The sequence below is a fragment of the Bradyrhizobium daqingense genome (genome assembly GCF_021044685.1).
Taxonomy (GTDB): Bacteria; Pseudomonadota; Alphaproteobacteria; order Rhizobiales; family Xanthobacteraceae; genus Bradyrhizobium; species Bradyrhizobium daqingense.
In genome coordinates this window covers 2,349,067-2,363,737 of sequence record NZ_CP088014.1, presented here as the reverse complement: position 1 = coordinate 2,363,737, position 14,671 = coordinate 2,349,067, and the positions used below count along the sequence as shown (strand labels likewise).

General features: G+C 64.1%; 17 protein-coding genes and 1 tRNA gene. 7 read left to right on the top strand and 11 right to left on the bottom strand.

Annotated elements, in window-relative coordinates:
- Positions 1-102 precede the first annotated feature (102 nt).
- On the bottom strand, positions 103-786 hold the full coding sequence (locus LPJ38_RS11330; protein WP_158644756.1) for a TetR/AcrR family transcriptional regulator: 684 nt from the start codon (positions 784-786) through the stop codon (positions 103-105).
- Positions 787-813: 27 nt separating this feature from the next.
- Between LPJ38_RS11330 and LPJ38_RS11325 the strand changes: the two genes are divergently transcribed.
- The 3 genes from LPJ38_RS11325 to LPJ38_RS11315 all read left to right on the top strand — a co-directional run bounded on the left by LPJ38_RS11325 (position 814) and on the right by LPJ38_RS11315 (position 4,203).
- Positions 814-1,197: a hypothetical protein gene (locus tag LPJ38_RS11325; RefSeq protein WP_145633068.1), complete on the top strand. Its 384-nt coding sequence runs from the start codon at positions 814-816 to the stop codon at positions 1,195-1,197.
- A gap of 784 nt (positions 1,198-1,981) precedes the next feature.
- Entirely contained in the window at positions 1,982-2,701 is a 720-nt protein-coding gene (locus tag LPJ38_RS11320) for a response regulator (protein ID WP_145633071.1), read from the top strand.
- Positions 2,698-4,203 (top strand): sensor histidine kinase, encoded by a 1,506-nt coding sequence (locus LPJ38_RS11315; RefSeq protein WP_145633074.1) that lies wholly within the window; start codon positions 2,698-2,700, stop codon positions 4,201-4,203. Before LPJ38_RS11320 ends, LPJ38_RS11315 begins: the two co-directional genes overlap by 4 nt.
- Positions 4,204-4,307: 104 nt before the next feature.
- On the opposite strand, the gene LPJ38_RS11310 is transcribed toward LPJ38_RS11315, so the two are convergent.
- The 3 genes from LPJ38_RS11310 to LPJ38_RS11300 all read right to left on the bottom strand — a co-directional run bounded on the left by LPJ38_RS11310 (position 4,308) and on the right by LPJ38_RS11300 (position 5,550).
- Positions 4,308-4,382 (bottom strand) — tRNA-Glu (locus tag LPJ38_RS11310).
- 139 nt (positions 4,383-4,521) lie between these two features.
- Positions 4,522-5,109 (bottom strand): DUF2846 domain-containing protein, encoded by a 588-nt coding sequence (locus LPJ38_RS11305; protein ID WP_145633077.1) that lies wholly within the window; start codon positions 5,107-5,109, stop codon positions 4,522-4,524.
- Positions 5,110-5,205: 96 nt separating this feature from the next.
- Positions 5,206-5,550 (bottom strand): hypothetical protein, encoded by a 345-nt coding sequence (locus LPJ38_RS11300; protein ID WP_145633080.1) that lies wholly within the window; start codon positions 5,548-5,550, stop codon positions 5,206-5,208.
- On the opposite strand from LPJ38_RS11300, the gene LPJ38_RS11295 reads away from it, so the two are divergent.
- Together LPJ38_RS11295 and rpoH are read left to right on the top strand one after the other, a co-directional pair.
- Positions 5,549-6,556, top strand: a complete 1,008-nt coding sequence (locus tag LPJ38_RS11295) for an RluA family pseudouridine synthase (protein ID WP_145633083.1) — start codon at positions 5,549-5,551, stop codon at positions 6,554-6,556. The genes LPJ38_RS11300 and LPJ38_RS11295 overlap by 2 nt on opposite strands.
- Positions 6,557-6,773: 217 nt before the next feature.
- The gene (gene rpoH, locus LPJ38_RS11290) at positions 6,774-7,673 is read left to right on the top strand and encodes an RNA polymerase sigma factor RpoH (RefSeq protein WP_145633086.1); all 900 of its coding nucleotides are present in this window, start codon (positions 6,774-6,776) and stop codon (positions 7,671-7,673) included.
- 137 nt (positions 7,674-7,810) lie between these two features.
- On the opposite strand, the gene LPJ38_RS11285 is transcribed toward rpoH, so the two are convergent.
- The 4 genes from LPJ38_RS11285 to LPJ38_RS11270 form a co-directional block, all read right to left on the bottom strand.
- Positions 7,811-8,434: a peptidoglycan recognition protein family protein gene (locus tag LPJ38_RS11285; RefSeq protein WP_145633089.1), complete on the bottom strand. Its 624-nt coding sequence runs from the start codon at positions 8,432-8,434 to the stop codon at positions 7,811-7,813.
- A gap of 37 nt (positions 8,435-8,471) precedes the next feature.
- On the bottom strand, positions 8,472-9,680 hold the full coding sequence (locus LPJ38_RS11280; protein ID WP_167520455.1) for a GGDEF domain-containing protein: 1,209 nt from the start codon (positions 9,678-9,680) through the stop codon (positions 8,472-8,474).
- Positions 9,681-10,394: 714 nt separating this feature from the next.
- A complete protein-coding gene (locus LPJ38_RS11275; protein WP_145633098.1) occupies positions 10,395-11,006 on the bottom strand; it encodes a LysE family translocator in 612 nt (203 codons plus the stop codon).
- 50 nt (positions 11,007-11,056) lie between these two features.
- On the bottom strand, positions 11,057-11,431 hold the full coding sequence (locus tag LPJ38_RS11270; protein WP_145633101.1) for a response regulator: 375 nt from the start codon (positions 11,429-11,431) through the stop codon (positions 11,057-11,059).
- A 121-nt stretch (positions 11,432-11,552) separates the two neighbouring features.
- On the opposite strand from LPJ38_RS11270, the gene LPJ38_RS11265 reads away from it, so the two are divergent.
- Positions 11,553-12,383, top strand: a complete 831-nt coding sequence (locus LPJ38_RS11265) for an SDR family NAD(P)-dependent oxidoreductase (RefSeq protein WP_145633104.1) — start codon at positions 11,553-11,555, stop codon at positions 12,381-12,383.
- 77 nt (positions 12,384-12,460) lie between these two features.
- Here the strand turns inward: LPJ38_RS11265 and LPJ38_RS11260 are convergent, their stop codons facing one another.
- Together LPJ38_RS11260 and LPJ38_RS11255 are read right to left on the bottom strand one after the other, a co-directional pair.
- Positions 12,461-13,267, bottom strand: a complete 807-nt coding sequence (locus LPJ38_RS11260; protein ID WP_145633107.1) for a lytic murein transglycosylase — start codon at positions 13,265-13,267, stop codon at positions 12,461-12,463.
- Positions 13,268-13,329: 62 nt separating this feature from the next.
- The gene (locus LPJ38_RS11255; protein ID WP_145633111.1) at positions 13,330-13,665 is read right to left on the bottom strand and encodes a hypothetical protein; all 336 of its coding nucleotides are present in this window, start codon (positions 13,663-13,665) and stop codon (positions 13,330-13,332) included.
- Between the two features lie 262 nt (positions 13,666-13,927).
- On the opposite strand from LPJ38_RS11255, the gene LPJ38_RS11250 reads away from it, so the two are divergent.
- A complete protein-coding gene (locus LPJ38_RS11250) occupies positions 13,928-14,164 on the top strand; it encodes a hypothetical protein (RefSeq protein WP_145633114.1) in 237 nt (78 codons plus the stop codon).
- An 18-nt stretch (positions 14,165-14,182) separates the two neighbouring features.
- On the opposite strand, the gene LPJ38_RS11245 is transcribed toward LPJ38_RS11250, so the two are convergent.
- Positions 14,183-14,563 carry a thiol-disulfide oxidoreductase DCC family protein gene (locus tag LPJ38_RS11245; RefSeq protein WP_145633117.1) on the bottom strand — a complete coding sequence of 127 codons (381 nt, stop codon included), beginning with the start codon at positions 14,561-14,563 and terminating at the stop codon, positions 14,183-14,185.
- Between the last annotated feature and the right edge of the window lie 108 nt (positions 14,564-14,671).

Genomic DNA, 14,671 nt, shown 5'->3' with positions numbered 1-14,671 from the left:
TGCTCTTATGGTTGCCTAGAGTGCGTAGGTTTTCAATGGATCAGGATTGTCTGGCGCCCCACTCGGAGCAAGACCCGCGAACTTGTCTGATTGAGGTTGCCATTAGTTCGAGCCCATTCGGTCGCCGCCGTACAGCAGCAGGAAAGCGCGGGCGGCGCGGGCGGCGCGCGCCTCGATCTGCGCCCTGCGAGGGCGCGGCAGCACGCCGTGAAGCCGCCTGATCTGGGTGTCACCAAGCAACAGGCCGAGGAAGTCTTCGGCCGCCAGTGTGGCGTCGTCGAGCTGTAGGACCTCATGCTCGGCATATCCTTCCAGCAAGCGGATGAAGGTGGGCAACACGGCCTGGCGTCCGCCGGCAGCCAGCATTCGCGCAAGCGCGGGATCCGACTTCACCTCGGCGATCACGGCGCGGTTGATCGCGACCGCAGTATCCCCCAACAGCAGCTCAAGCAGGGCGCGACCAAATTCGAGCAGCACACGCTCGGGAGGCGCCTCCCCTTTCAGGTGTCCTGCGAGGACTGCTTGCACGTGTTGTGCGTTTCTTTCGATCAAGGCCGCAAGCAGGCCTTGCTTGTCACCGAACCAGGCGTAAAGCGTTTCCTTGGACGCCGCTGCACGGTTGGCGATTTCGAGCATGCTGGCATCGCGATAACCGCGCTCGAACAGGACCTGAACGGCGACATCCAGGATCTCGTCGCGACGACCGTCGCGGGAAGCCCGCTTCACGAACACCACCTCATCGATAGAGCTTGACAATAACCGTACCTCCGCGTACGGAAACGTCAAGGCGTACCCACAAGTACGGAGGGTGAGATGGCACAATCGTCACGATCGGGTGTCCAGGCGGCGGTTCTCGTGCTCCTGGTGCTCACGGCGGTGATGTTGCTGGCCCTGCTCACGCGCACCGCGCCGCATCCGCCGCTCGAGGTGGCGCCATTCGCTCTTGCCCCTTTCCTAGGCGCGTCATTGGCGATTGGCGCGGTGGCGTTCCAACTCGGCCACGATGGTACCCGCATCGGCAGTGCATTTGCGCTCCTTTTCGCCCTGACGGCACTCGTGTCGTTCGGTCCTCAGAAATACGTCGACCCGGCCTTTTCGCGCATTTGGCCGGCCGTGATCACGGCTCAGGGGGCGATCATCATCATTGTCGTCTTAGGCATCAAAGCTTTGATCGAAGAAAAGGCTTCGGATCGTTAGATGGTGCGACGCCACAATGCCTTGGCGCGGTCGGCACCTTGCCGACCAATCTCTACGGGCATGCGAACCTGAGATGCGGGCGTCCGCCGGTCGTCATCGGCCACGAGACGCGAAATGGCCACGCGACTTGCGCCCTGGGTCAAATCAACGGGCGTCGCCGAAGAGGACGAATTTCGCAATACGAGAACGAGCAGGCAGGTTATCCGAAATGCTGCTCTGCCCACGAGCCATGCCTTTGTGATGTCGCCATCACTGTGCCCGACTGTTGAGCCCCCCGAGATTTCCAGATCTGCTCTCTGAGAAACGGCGTCCCTCGCACACATGCAGCGCTCCTGCTCGATTGAACATGCGCGCATGATGGGACCGCGTTGTCGCAGGACTTTGCCTGCGGTACCGGGAATTGTCGCGATCTGTCTCAGGTATGCTGCATTGCATAGTTCGCGACAAAGTTGACCGTCTTTGCCTGTATCCCCTCCTGCCTGCCGTTTTTCAACCACGTTGATTCAGTGCGGCTTCGGAGATCGCATCATCCTGATGGGCATGCGAGTTTGCGACAATTTGCGACAGATGCGGCCCGTCAGGACAAAGTTCTGCGACAGCTTGCAGCTAAGACGTTTGAACCAGGATCGAAACACTTGCAGATGCAGGCGGTTCCTCCCGGAACAGACCGGCCCTGCGATCTGATTTGATCGCCACGTTGCATTCAGGAAGCCGTCCCGCAAGGATGTGATTTCAGTCGATCGTATGCGGCCGATACATTCTGGATGCTGAACGGAGCAATTGGATGGACTCGGCACCACACATCGCCGTCGTGGACGATCATCGCGACATCCGCGACCTGGTCGGCAAATACCTGATGCAGCATGGCTACCGGATCAGCCTCGCGGAAAGCGCTATCGCACTGCGTCGTTTGCTCGAACGAAGTGCTCCGGACCTCGTGGTTCTTGACATCATGATGCCAGGCGAGGATGGCTTGTCCCTCTGCCGCCATCTGCGCAGCACCACGGAGCTTCCCGTTATCCTTTTGACTGCCATGGCGGAGGAGACCGACCGCATCGTCGGCCTGGAAGTGGGTGCCGATGACTACGTGACCAAGCCATTCAATCCCCGCGAACTCCTCGCCCGCATCAAGGCGGTGCTTCGGCGCGTGCAAAGCCTGCCGCCGCAAAAGGGCCGGCTGGCCAGCAAGATCGTACGTTTCGACCGGTGGACCTTTGACGTCAACCGGCGCGAGTTGCTGGGAAGCGACGGCGTTGCCGTGCCGCTCAGCACGGCGGAGTTCCGTCTCTTGTGTGCATTTCTCGATCATCCGGGCCTGGTCCTCAGCCGCAACCAGCTCCTTGACCTGACGGTCGGCCGGGATGCCGATCCGTTCGACCGGAGCATCGACAATCAGGTCAGCCGTTTGCGGAAGAAGATCGAGGCCGACCCGAAAGTACCCTCCTTGATCAAAACTCACTGGGGTGGCGGATACAGCCTCGTCGCCGAGATCGGGCAACCATGATGAGCTTGTGGACGCGCAGTCTTGCAGCCCGCTTCATCTGCTTCACGCTGCTGTCGCTCGTGCTGTCGCAAGCAATCGTGTTCTTCATTTCCTGGGACGAGCACGGGCAGTCGATCCGGAAGGCGGCCAAGGGCGAGATACTCAGCAGGTGTGCCTCGCTGGCCCGGGTCCTGGAAGCGACCCCTCAATCGCTGCAGACCGACATCCTCAATGCCAGCAGTACCAGTGCGGCGAGATATTGGATATCGACCGACGGCCTGAAGAATGCCTCGGAATGGCGAGAGGACGCATGGGAGCGCCTGGCGCAGCCATTGCCGCGCGTGTCCTTTCCCGGTCACGTGCCCGCCGAGGTCAGGCCGGACTTCACCCGAAACACAGCCAAGAGCAGCAGCGCCACCTCCTCACAGTGGATCGACCTCAGACCGGAAGCCTGGCCGCTCTCCCGCCCGGCCAAGTTTCTTTATCTCGATGACACCACTGGCATGGGCCTGGCGGTTCAACTGGCGAACGGGACATGGCTGAACACTGCATTTGCCAAACCCGCACAAGACGGCTTCTGGACCTCCAAGTCCACCTTGGCACTCGGCCTCTCAGCGTTGTCTTTGTCCATTATTGCGGTGTTTGCCGCACGCGGCATTGCGCAACCCTTGCGCCGCCTCGCCGTAGCCGCCGATGCGCTTGGCCGTGGCCAGGAGATCGTGCCGTTGCCGGAAACCGGCCCTGACGATATCCGACGCACCGCCGAGGCATTCAACCGTATGCAAGCGCGCCTGCATCGTTTCGTCGACGACCGCACCAAAATGCTGGCCGCCATCGGACATGATCTGCGCACCCCCCTGACCTCGCTCCGTTTGCGTGCGGAATTCGTTCGCGACGACGACGTGCGCGAGAAGATACTTTCCACCATTACCGAAATACAGACGATGACAGAAGCGACTCTCGCATTCGCTCGCGAAGATGCGACTGCGGAGAATACGCGCACCGTGGAACTCTCGGCGCTCGTGGAAAGTCTCTGCCATGATCTTGCCGAACTCGGTCACGACGTCTCGTTCTCGAACGGACAGAAGATCGGCTACGGCTGCCGGCCAGAGGCGCTCCGCCGCGCGTGCCGTAACCTCATTGAGAACGCCATCCGTTATGGGGAGCGGGCGCGCGTCAGCGTGGGAAGACGCGCAGACAATATCGAAATCATCGTCTCGGACGATGGGCCCGGCATTCCCGAGAGCGCGCGGGAGCAGGTTTTTACGCCGTTTTTCCGGATCGAGAACTCGCGAAATCGCGAGACAGGAGGCGTTGGCCTCGGTCTTTCCATTGCTCGGACCATCGTCCGGCACCACGGCGGAGACATCGTCCTGACCAACGGGCCGAAGGGCCTCTACGCGGTCATCAGCCTGCCGGCGCAGGAGGGCGCGCCGCCTCCCGTCAGCCGGCCAATCATGGCCGCAGCAGCGAAGGACGTCATCAACGATCTCGAACCGGCGCCGCGCGGCATCTCCGCTTGAAATTCGGCGGTGCACGTGTGCGCCTTCGCTGGCGACCTGCTCGCTGCCCGAACCGGTGCCGCATCGCACGATGTCGCAGAAGATCGCAAGCTTGATGTGTAGGCTGGCGCTCCCTAGGGGAATCGAACCCCTGTTTCAGCCTTGAGAGGGCCGCGTCCTAACCGCTAGACGAAGGGAGCGTGAGGGGTACGACATAGCCGCGAATTTGGACGGCGGCAAGCCTCGATCGGGTGCGAAAGTGCCGAATATCACGATGAGTCCGGTTGAGGCTTAATGCGCGACGGCCTTGTCAGGCGCCTCGCAAACCGCCGGCAGCACTCACGGCGTCTTCAGTTTCTCGATCGCGGCGGCGCCAGCGGCAGGCTCAAACCGGAACAGACCCGCGCCGGCGAAAGAGGCCTTGAAGGGAGATGACGAGCTGATCTGCTCGCCGCTACTGCCCGCGACGGCCTGATTGAACAGGTCCTGCACGGGGGCGCCGCCACGCCGGGTGCCGACGCCGAAGTAGTAGGTCTTGCCGGCCTCGATCGGGACTTCGATCTCGTAATCCGCCATCGACAGCTTCATGCGGGTGGCGATCTTGGTGACGCCCGGCGGCCGGTCGACGACGAAGAACGTTCCCATGTCGACCTTTCCGGCGGACTTGCCATCTATCAGGATCTCGATGGAGGCGGCGAGCCCGCCGATCGCGCCCAAAATGCCCTTCTCGCGCAGGAAATAGAGTCGGGCGGTCCGCGAGCCCGTCGGCTTGGCCTTTGCTGCGGCTTGCTTGGCCGGCGCTGCGAGCCCAGCCTGTTTGGCGGGAGGTGCCGGCTTGGCCGGCTCTGCAAGCGCGGCAAATCCAGCACAGCCGAGCGATCCGACGACGAATGTCATCGCAACAACGAGTGACTTGATACGCCCCATTCCCGGTCCCAGCCCCAACTTTCCCTGCAAGAGCTAAATCAGAAGTTGCGTCGCAGGACAATGTGGACCGGACACGATCCCCAGATCGGGCCGTCCTCACGGCTCATTGGCGAATTTCAGCTTTCCGGCCGGCTTCAACGTATGGGCGTCGAAGGTGCGGATCTCGGTGACGCCGCCGAGATCGAGCGTGATCACGAGGCGGTCGCCGGCGATCCCGGTCGCGACGATTTTGGCGCCCTTGGGCAAGGTGGCGGTGACGTCGGCCGCGGATTCAACCGCCCTTCCCTCCGACTTGAAAAGGCGGTAGCCCACCGCGATCAGCACGGCGCAAAATGCCAGCGCCGTGGTCAACCCCGCGATCAGCATCATCCGCCGCACCCGCGCGAACAGCGCGGCCTGCTCGGGGGTCGGTTCGGGAACAGCGGTATCAGACGTCGTCATGGAAAGCTCTGGGTCAGCGCAACGGTTGGAGGTCGTGGTCGGCGGCGACGAGGGCTCGGCCCGGCTCGACCGCGTGCTGGCGGCGCACCTCACCGACCTCTCGCGATCGCGGCTGAAAGCCCTGATCCTGGCGGGAGCGGTAAGCCTGAGGGCCTCCGCGGTCCGCGACCCCGCTTATCACGTCGCATCCGGCGATACGATCACAATCGACGTGCCGGAGGCCGCGCCCGCGGAACCGCAAGGCGAGGATATCGCCCTCGACATCGTGTTCGAGGACGACGACATCATCGTCATCAACAAGCCGAAGGGCCTGGTGGTGCACCCCGCGGCCGGTCACGAAACCGGAACGCTGGTGAACGCGCTGATCGCCCATTGCGGCGCTTCGCTCTCGGGTATTGGCGGGGTGCGCCGGCCCGGCATCGTGCACCGGCTCGACAAGGACACGACCGGGCTAATGGTGGTCGCCAAGAACGACCTCGCCCACGCCTCGCTGTCCGCCCAGTTCGCCGACCACGGCCGCACCGGTGAGATGCGGCGCGGCTACATGGCCTTTGCCTGGGGCGTGCCGCACCGCCATCGCGGCACGGTCGACGCGCCGATCGACCGCCATCCCCATGCGCGGGAGAAGATGGCGGTGCGCCAGGGCGGCCGCGAGGCCGTGACCCATTGGGAGATCCTGGAGAGTTTTGTGGGCCGCGACGGCAAGGGCGTCGCCGCCCTGCTCGCCTGCGAGCTCGAGACCGGGCGCACCCACCAGATCCGCGTCCACCTCGCCCATATCGGCCATCCCCTGATGGGCGACGCCGTCTATGGCCCGCATTTCAAGACCAAGGCGAACCAGCTCGGGCGCCAGTCGCAGGCAGCTTTGGCCGCGCTGGGGCGGCAGGCCTTACATGCTTACCTGCTGGTATTGGAGCACCCGAGGACGGGAGAACTACTCCACTGGGAGGCCCCTCTGCCGGAGGATTTGCTTCTCCTTCAAAGCTGCCTGAAAGCGGCGCAATGACGCAGCAGCCTTAAGAAAAGCGTTACATTACAAAAAGTTATAGCTGCCACACGGGGTCGTGACGTCAGCAATCCTTCCCTTTTCGACCTGCCATGAGGTATATTGCGCCCGCGTTGAAATCACCAACGCGGAACATCGCAGCCCGGCCGGCTTTGACACAGCGGTCGTCTGCCTGGCCCGCCGCTATCGGGGGCCTGAACCTTTTGGAGGGCGCACTATGGCCCGTACCGCAGCTTTGCCGGTCCTCAATGGAGAATCCGGCCTTTCTCGCTACCTCGCCGAGATCCGCAAATTCCCAATGCTGGAACCCCAGCAGGAATACATGCTCGCCAAGCGTTGGCGCGAGCATGACGATCGCGACGCGGCGCACCAACTCGTCACCAGCCACCTCCGCCTCGTGGCCAAGATCGCCATGGGCTATCGCGGCTACGGCCTGCCGATCTCCGAGGTCGTCTCGGAAGGCAATGTCGGCCTGATGCAGGCGGTGAAGCGATTCGAACCCGAGAAGGGGTTCCGTCTCGCCACCTACGCGATGTGGTGGATCAAGGCGTCGATTCAAGAGTACATCCTGCGTTCCTGGTCGCTCGTGAAGATGGGCACCACCGCGAACCAGAAGAAGCTGTTCTTCAACCTGCGCAAGGCGAAGAGCAAGATCAACGCGCTGGACGAAGGCGATCTCCGCCCCGACCAGGTCGCGGTCATTGCAAAGCGCCTCGGCGTCACGGACCAGGACGTGATCGACATGAACCGCCGCCTCGGCGGCGATGCGTCGCTCAACGCGCCGATCCGGGACGACGGCGAAGCCGGCGAATGGCAGGACTGGCTGGTCGACAACACGCCCAACCAGGAAGCCTTGATGGCGGAGCACGAGGAGTATGATCACCGCCGTGACGCGCTGAACGGCGCCATGGGCGTGCTCAACCCGCGCGAACGGCGCATCTTCGAGGCCCGCCGCCTCGCCGATGAGCCGATGACGCTGGAAGACCTTGCTGCCGAGTTCGGCGTGTCGCGCGAGCGCGTTCGCCAGATCGAGGTCCGCGCCTTCGAGAAGGTGCAGTCCGCGGTCAAGGGCACGATCGCGAGGCAGGAACAGGCTGCGCTCGAAGCCGCGCATTGAGCGGGGCGTGACGGCGCCAGGAATTGGCGGATCGAAAAGTCAGAAAGCCGGCGGCAACGCCGGCTTTTTGTTTGTCTGATGGAAGACCGGACCGCCCGGTTGAACCGGGCGATGGCGGCGGTGAGGGAGTGCGACTCCTACTCCCCCCAGACACGCGCCAGAGTCGCGAGCCAGCAGCCTTCGCAATAGCGGGCGTCCTTGTAGTCGATCCAGTTGTGCGCGTAGACGCGGTCGAGCGGGATGCTGTAACGGGTGCGCAGCACCTTGACGAGGATCTTCCAGGCGGCGACCTGCGCGTCGGTCGGACCAGATGCGACGTCGGGAAAATTGCCGGCGAACTCGACGCCGATCGAATTGTCGCGCACGACCTGGCGATAGGTCGATCGGTTGTCGATGTACTTGTTGTCGTTGCGGTTGGCGCCGTCGCCATGGGTCGGCACCAGGTTCTCCGCCACCGCCCAATAGACCGTGCCGTCGGTCTCGACCCAGACCGTGACGCCGCGCCGGGTCGGGTTCTTCGCCTGCGCTTGCGCGCCGCCGCGCGCCGAGCCGGCGGGACCCTCGGTCTGATGCACGATGATGTTGCGCCAGGGGTTTGCGCTGCCGACGTCGCCCCATGGCGCCAGCCACACCATCTTCAGGCCGGGAATTTCGGGCGTGCCGGAAGCGCGCGCGAGCTTTGCCAGGTCAGCGTCGTCGGCGAAGGCGGGGACGATCAGAAACAGGGCGGCGAGCACGGCCGCGAGCAGGCGAGATATCATGGCGAGGTCCAATCACGGCCCCTGACGTAGCACAGCTCTATGCGAAATGGCGCGCGGGCTCGCCGGGACCGATCGGCGCGGGCGAGAGCGGCGGCGCCGGATCGTAGACGGCAAAGTCGTTCTTGCCGTTCTTCTTGGCGGCGTAGAGCGCGTGGTCGGCATGCGCGATCAGGCGGTCCGGAAATTGGCCGATGTCGCGATCCCACTGCGCGACGCCGATCGAGATTGCGATCGGAATGTCGCCGCCGGTACAAGTCGCGGCATCCTGGCGGCACACGTCGAGCACGCGGCGGGCGATCGCGGCGGCTTCGCGCAGCGACGACGACGGCAACACGATGCAGAACTCGTCGCCGCCGGTGCGGGCCAGCATGTCGCCGGGCCTCAAGCGCGTCTGCGCCATCAGGGTGAAGTGTTTCAGGCAGGCGTCGCCCGCGGCATGGCCGTGCGTGTCGTTGATGGTCTTGAAGCCGTCGAGATCGATCACCAGCAGCGAGAAGGGCTCACCGCTGCGCTGCGAGCGGACGCATTCCTCGGTCAGGCGCTGGAGCAGATGCCGCCGGTTGGCGACGCCGGTGAGATCGTCGAGCAGCGCGAGGTCGGCGACCTCATTGCGCAGGCTGTCCATCGCCATCAGCAGGAAGCCGAAATTGAGCGTCATCGACAGGAATAGCAGGCCCAGCACCATGACGGCATGCGCCTGGCCACCGGCACGCGCCGAGAGATCGTGGCCGAGCAGATTGCCCACCGTGCGCGCGAGCAGGATCGCGAGGATGCTGAGGATGACGATGCCGGACAGCCGGGCACCCGGACTGACGCGGCCTTCCGGCGACAACAGCAGACACAGCGCCAGCACCAGCGGCAGGGCCTGACCGAACGTGTAGCTGAGCATGCGTAGCTGCATGTGGTCGAAGCCGACCATGAACACCACGACGCCGGTAAGACTCAAGCACCCCGTCGCGATCATGAGGCGCCAGGAGACCGGACGGTCATAGAAGCGCTGAATGCCCATGGCAGCGAGGCAACTCGCGGCGATGACGCCTCCGGCGCCAAGCAGCAGCGGCAGCGGCGAAGCGACGAACAGGCGGACAAGAGCCGTCATCGCGCCGGCCGCGCCGACGAAGGACGAGGCCATCCAGAACCGCGCGGCCGCGAATTTCGGATAGGAGCGCGTCACATAGGCCCAGATCACGCCGAGCGCCAGGAAGTTGACGACGAAGACCGTCCACAATGTCGGTACGTTCAGCATGGCGCGTACAGCACGCGCAGAGTCCCGCCCCCCGTCCCTGGCAGCCGTCCGTCCATGACCCATCCCCGTTTTCTTGCGGGGACAATGCGCGGGTTGCGCTTAATGGAGTCTCACTGCGACTTGCGAAACTGCGCCTTTGGTTTTGGATTTCTGAACGACGCGCGGCAATTGTCGGATCGTTAAGCCTGTTGCCGGCGAAGGCGTCTCCGACGGCGATGCGGATTCGCGGCCAAAAATCACCCGAAAATGCATCTGAGCTGTGGATAACACGATGACACGGATGTGACGGCGCGGGGCAGGCGCCTCCGAATCTGCTGAGTTTGTCGTCGAGGATGTTGCGAGGCTGGCCCTCCGCCGAGCATCCCTCGTGTCGCGTTCCACCATTAAACCTGAAGAGGATACTATGGCTAAGAAAGCGAAGAAGGCGGCGAAGAAGAAGGCGAAGAAGGCCAAGAAGGCGGCGAAGAAGAAGTAACGAGGCTTCTTTCTCTTTGCCCGGGTGGAGCCTCGCTCCGCCCGGGCGTCGGACAGGATCGAGCGGATTGAAGGTGGCGGGCGCAAGGCCCGCTTTTTTATTGGTGAGCGTTGGAAGTGTACATGTCCGACCGCGTCATGGCCGGGCTTGTCCCGCCATCCACGCCTTACCGCGCAGCTCGAAGAACGTGGATGCCCGGGACAAGCCCGGGCATGACGACCTTTCAGAGCTGAAGAAGCTTACCGCTCCGCAAACGCGAGCTTGGCGCCGAGGGCGGCGAAGCCGGCGGCAAAGCTGCGCCGCAGCCAGGCCATGACGGCGGGACGGGAGATGACGCGCTCGCGCACCGAGGCCGCGCAGAGGCCGTAGACGACGAACACCGCAAACGTCATCGCCATGAAGGCGCCGCTCAATTCCAGCATGCGCGCCAGCACATGCGCCTCGTCCAGCGCGATGAACTGCGGCAGGAAGGCGAGGAAGAAGATTGACAGTTTGGGATTGAGGATGTTGATCAGGAAGCCCGTGACGATAACGCGGCCGCTCGACCGCTCCGCGATCCTGCCCTCGACTGCGAGCGCGCCGGTCTCGCGCAGCGCCTGCCAGGACATGTAGAGCAGATACGCCACGCCGCACCATTTCAAGGCGGCGAAGGCGAGCGCGCTGGTGTGGAGCACGGCGGCAAGACCGAGCATCGCCGCGACCATGTGCGGCACGATCCCCAGCGTGCAGCCGAACGCCGCCGCGATGCTGGCACGCGAGCCGCGGGTGAGCGCAGCGGCCAGCGTGTAGAGCACGCCGGTGCCGGGCGATGCGACGACGATGAGCGAGGTGAGCAGAAAGGACCAGGTCATGGACCGACCTTATCACCGCCCCTCGCTTCGCAAAAGCGGCCGGACAGTCGTCAGGACAGCTGCGCGATCTCGGCCTCGCGGAGCACGTCGAGCGGCGCCCAGGGCTTGGCCCAGAACTTCGCGCCGTCGGGCAAGGGCTGCTTCAAGGGACGTCCGGAGGTGACGACGACGTCGAGCTTAGGGTTGCGATCCTTGGCGACGTGCGCGAGCTCTACGCCGGTCATCCGGCCGGCGAGCTGGACGTCGGTCATCATCAGGCAGAGCGCGCCGGCGTTCTTGTCGAGGACGCGCTCGGCCGCCTCGGCACTTTCGCACTGGATCACCTGGTAGCCGCTCTCTTCCAGCAGGAGACTGAGCATCTCCCGCTGCATGACGTCGTCTTCGACGATCAGCGCAGTTGCACGAAATGGTTGTGCCTGTCCCATCGGCAGCTCTCCAATGCTTGCTTGCGTAACGAATGTTAAGGAGCCAATCCGCTTGCGGTTCGGTTCCATTATGAAAAAATGTAAATCGAAGTTCCACAGGCCATGACTTGACGGGGGATTCATGACTGCGATTCGCGGCGCCGCCGCCATCACGGGAGCGGCCAGCGGCCTCGGCCGCGCGCTCGCCATCGAGCTCGCGCAGCGCGGCTGCGATCTCGCGCTGGCCGATCGCGACGAGCGCGGATTGAAATCGCTGGCAGCCGAGATCGGAACGGGGCGCAAGGTCAGCCTGCATCGCGTCGATGTCGGGGTGCCCGAGGACATCGCGCAATTCGCGAGCGAAGCGACCATCGCGCATCCCGCGCTCGGCATCGTCGTCAACAATGCCGGCGTGGCGCTGCTCGGCGCGTTCGAGGAGATCGACCAGGCGCAGATGGATTGGCTGTTCGACATCAATTTCTGGGGCGTGGTGCACGGCACGCGCGCCTTCCTGCCTCATCTGAAGACGAGACCCGAGGCGCACATCGTCAACCTCTCCTCGATCTTCGGCATCATCGCGCCGCCGGGACAATCGGCCTATGCGGCGGCGAAGTTCGCCGTGCGCGGCTTTTCCGAGAGCGTGCGGCACGAGCTCAGCGTCGCGGGCAGCCCGGTGAGGCTGTCGGTGGTGCACCCCGGCGGCGTCGCCACCGCGATCGCGCGCAACTCGCGCACCGGAATCGGCGTCACCGACAATGCCCGCCGCGCGCAATCGATCGAGCGCTTCGAGAACGCAGCGAAGACCACGCCGAAGGACGCCGCGCTGCGCATCATCCGGGGCATCGAGAGGAACGAGCCCCGCATCCTGATCGGCAACGACGCCCGCTTCATGGACCTCCTGCAGCGCTTCCGCCCGGGCACGTATTGGGCGCCGCTGCAGAGGAAGCTGGAGAAGATGGCGAAGGGGAAATGAGTGTTGCGTGGAACGACAACGCCGCCTCCCCTCAATCGTCGTCCCGGCGATGGGGGAGATCGTGCGTCACGCCTCCTTCACTGCCCCATCAGCCGATCCGCGAAATAGCCGATCGTCTTGCGGTACACCACCGCCCTGTTCCACTCGCGCATCGCTTCGAAGTTCGGCGTGCCCTCGCTGTAGGGCTGGCCCATCTTGAAGCCGCTGACGTGGAGCAGGTTCGCGGTCGAGGCGAGGACGTCGGGAATGCTGTGGCGGAGGTCGACATGGCCGTCACCGTCGAAGTCGACGCCGTATTTGATGTAGGACGACGGCAGGAACTGGGTCTGGCCGATCTCGCCGGCGAACGCGCCGACGAGGTCGCGCAGCGGCAGGTCGCCGCGCTGCACGATCTTGAGCGCGGCGAGCAGTTCGCCCTGGAACAGGTCGGTGCGGCGGCAATCATGCGCGAGCGTCGCAAGGGTGCGGACCACCGGCATCTTGCCGATATCTCCCTTGCCGAAATCGCTCTCCAACCCCCAGATCGCGACCAGGATGTAGCGCGGCACGCCGAACTTCTGCTCGACGCGCGAGAGCAGCGCGGCATGGCGCTGCAGCAGCGCGCGCCCGCCATTGATGCGGCCGGGGCCGACGCGGGTCGAGACATACTGCTCGAAGGTCTTGTTGAAGGTGTAGCGCTGGCGGCGGTCGAAGGCGAGCACCGCAGGGTCGGGCGTCACGCCGCTGAGCGCCGCACTGGTCACGCTCGCGGAGACGCCGGCGGCCTGTGCTTCCTGCGCCATGGTGGCGACGAAAGTGTTGAAGTCGCCGCCGCAGCGCGCGGCCTGCGCCGACCCGCCGGCCAGGGAAAGGACGACGGCGGCGGCGAGTAGCGGTCTCAGCATGCAGGAATCCTCTGAAGAACGGGCGTGGAAAGCATCGATCATGCCCGGGAACCGGATTCGCGTCAAAGCGGCAAGCTGATCTTCGCCGACAACTCATCCGGCGTCGCGCGCTGGTGTTGCTGCTGTCGGCCTTCCTCATCACCGCTGACGCCGCGCAGGTGCACGCGTTGAGAGATGCATCCGACAGTGGAACTCGGCCGGCGCACTTCCGCAACGCAGGCGGAAGACGTGCAGGCGGGCGCGCTTTCATACAAGACGCGCGCTTTGCGAGCAGCAATCTGAACAACTGATTTAACTGCCCAAGCAATTGCTTCGATGCAGCATCGACAGCGGCGCCGCGACGCGCATATCTGATACGCACGCTGCGACATCAACGCCACCACGATGGGTCTTGCCATCGCAGGACACAGCCGATAGAATTCTATTCTAGGTTGTCGCCCCGCCAGCCCCGGGCGACACTGAAGACCAAGATAAACGGCGGGCTTCGCGGCCCGCCGTTTATTGAGGCAAGGGCCGCATCGAAGCAGCCGCAGCAGGCCCCCGCTTCCGCGATGAACGATTGCAGTCCTGCTGCGGGCCATCCACCGATCCGGTGCGACGTTGATGTCGACAACCGCCGAAGTCATTTGACTGCGACGCTGCTATCGACGACAAGCCGCCATGGCCAAGAAACCCGGAACTAACCCCAAAGGCGAATTCGCCTTCTTCAACATCGTCTACGAAGACGATTCCCAACGCTCCAACCGCCGCGTCCCCGCCGAGCTGCTCGGCGGCCTCGACGGCGACGAACCCGCCCGCGGCTTCATCATGGAGCAGGACCGCGAGATCGCAGAGAAGAGCGGAAGACCGCCGCTGGAGATCAAGCGGATCGAACGGGTGGGGGCGAAGAGGAAGTAGGGCGGCCCAGGCAAGCGCTCACCAGCGCCCGCTCCACTTGTTCCAGGCAAACAGCAGATCGGCAAACCGGTCATAGACAAACCGCGTGACCGGCAGCGCCGCGCGATTGCCGAACAGCACCGCGAGCCACCCCTCCCCCGGCGTCAGCCGCCACAGCGCAATCGCGACATCCGCACCGACGGTGAGCCGACCCGCTTCATTGGTCGCATGCAGGCGCCGCCTGATGTCGTCGAGCGAAGCACCGAATTGCGCCAGCGCGTCGGGCTGCTCGTTGATATCCTTGAACTCGACCGTACCCGCGCGCACCAGCGCCAGCAGCTTGTTGCGCTGCCAGTCGATGCCGGCGTCACAGACGGGGCAGCGGGTGTTGTAGTAGACGGTGAGGTGGGCCGGCATCATCGATTCGCTTTTCGGGGCGGAAGTATAAGTCGATCGAAAGGCAAATGAACCTGTTTGGCCGAACGATGCGGCAAGTCTGCACAAATAAGAAACGGCGAGCTTTAGCCA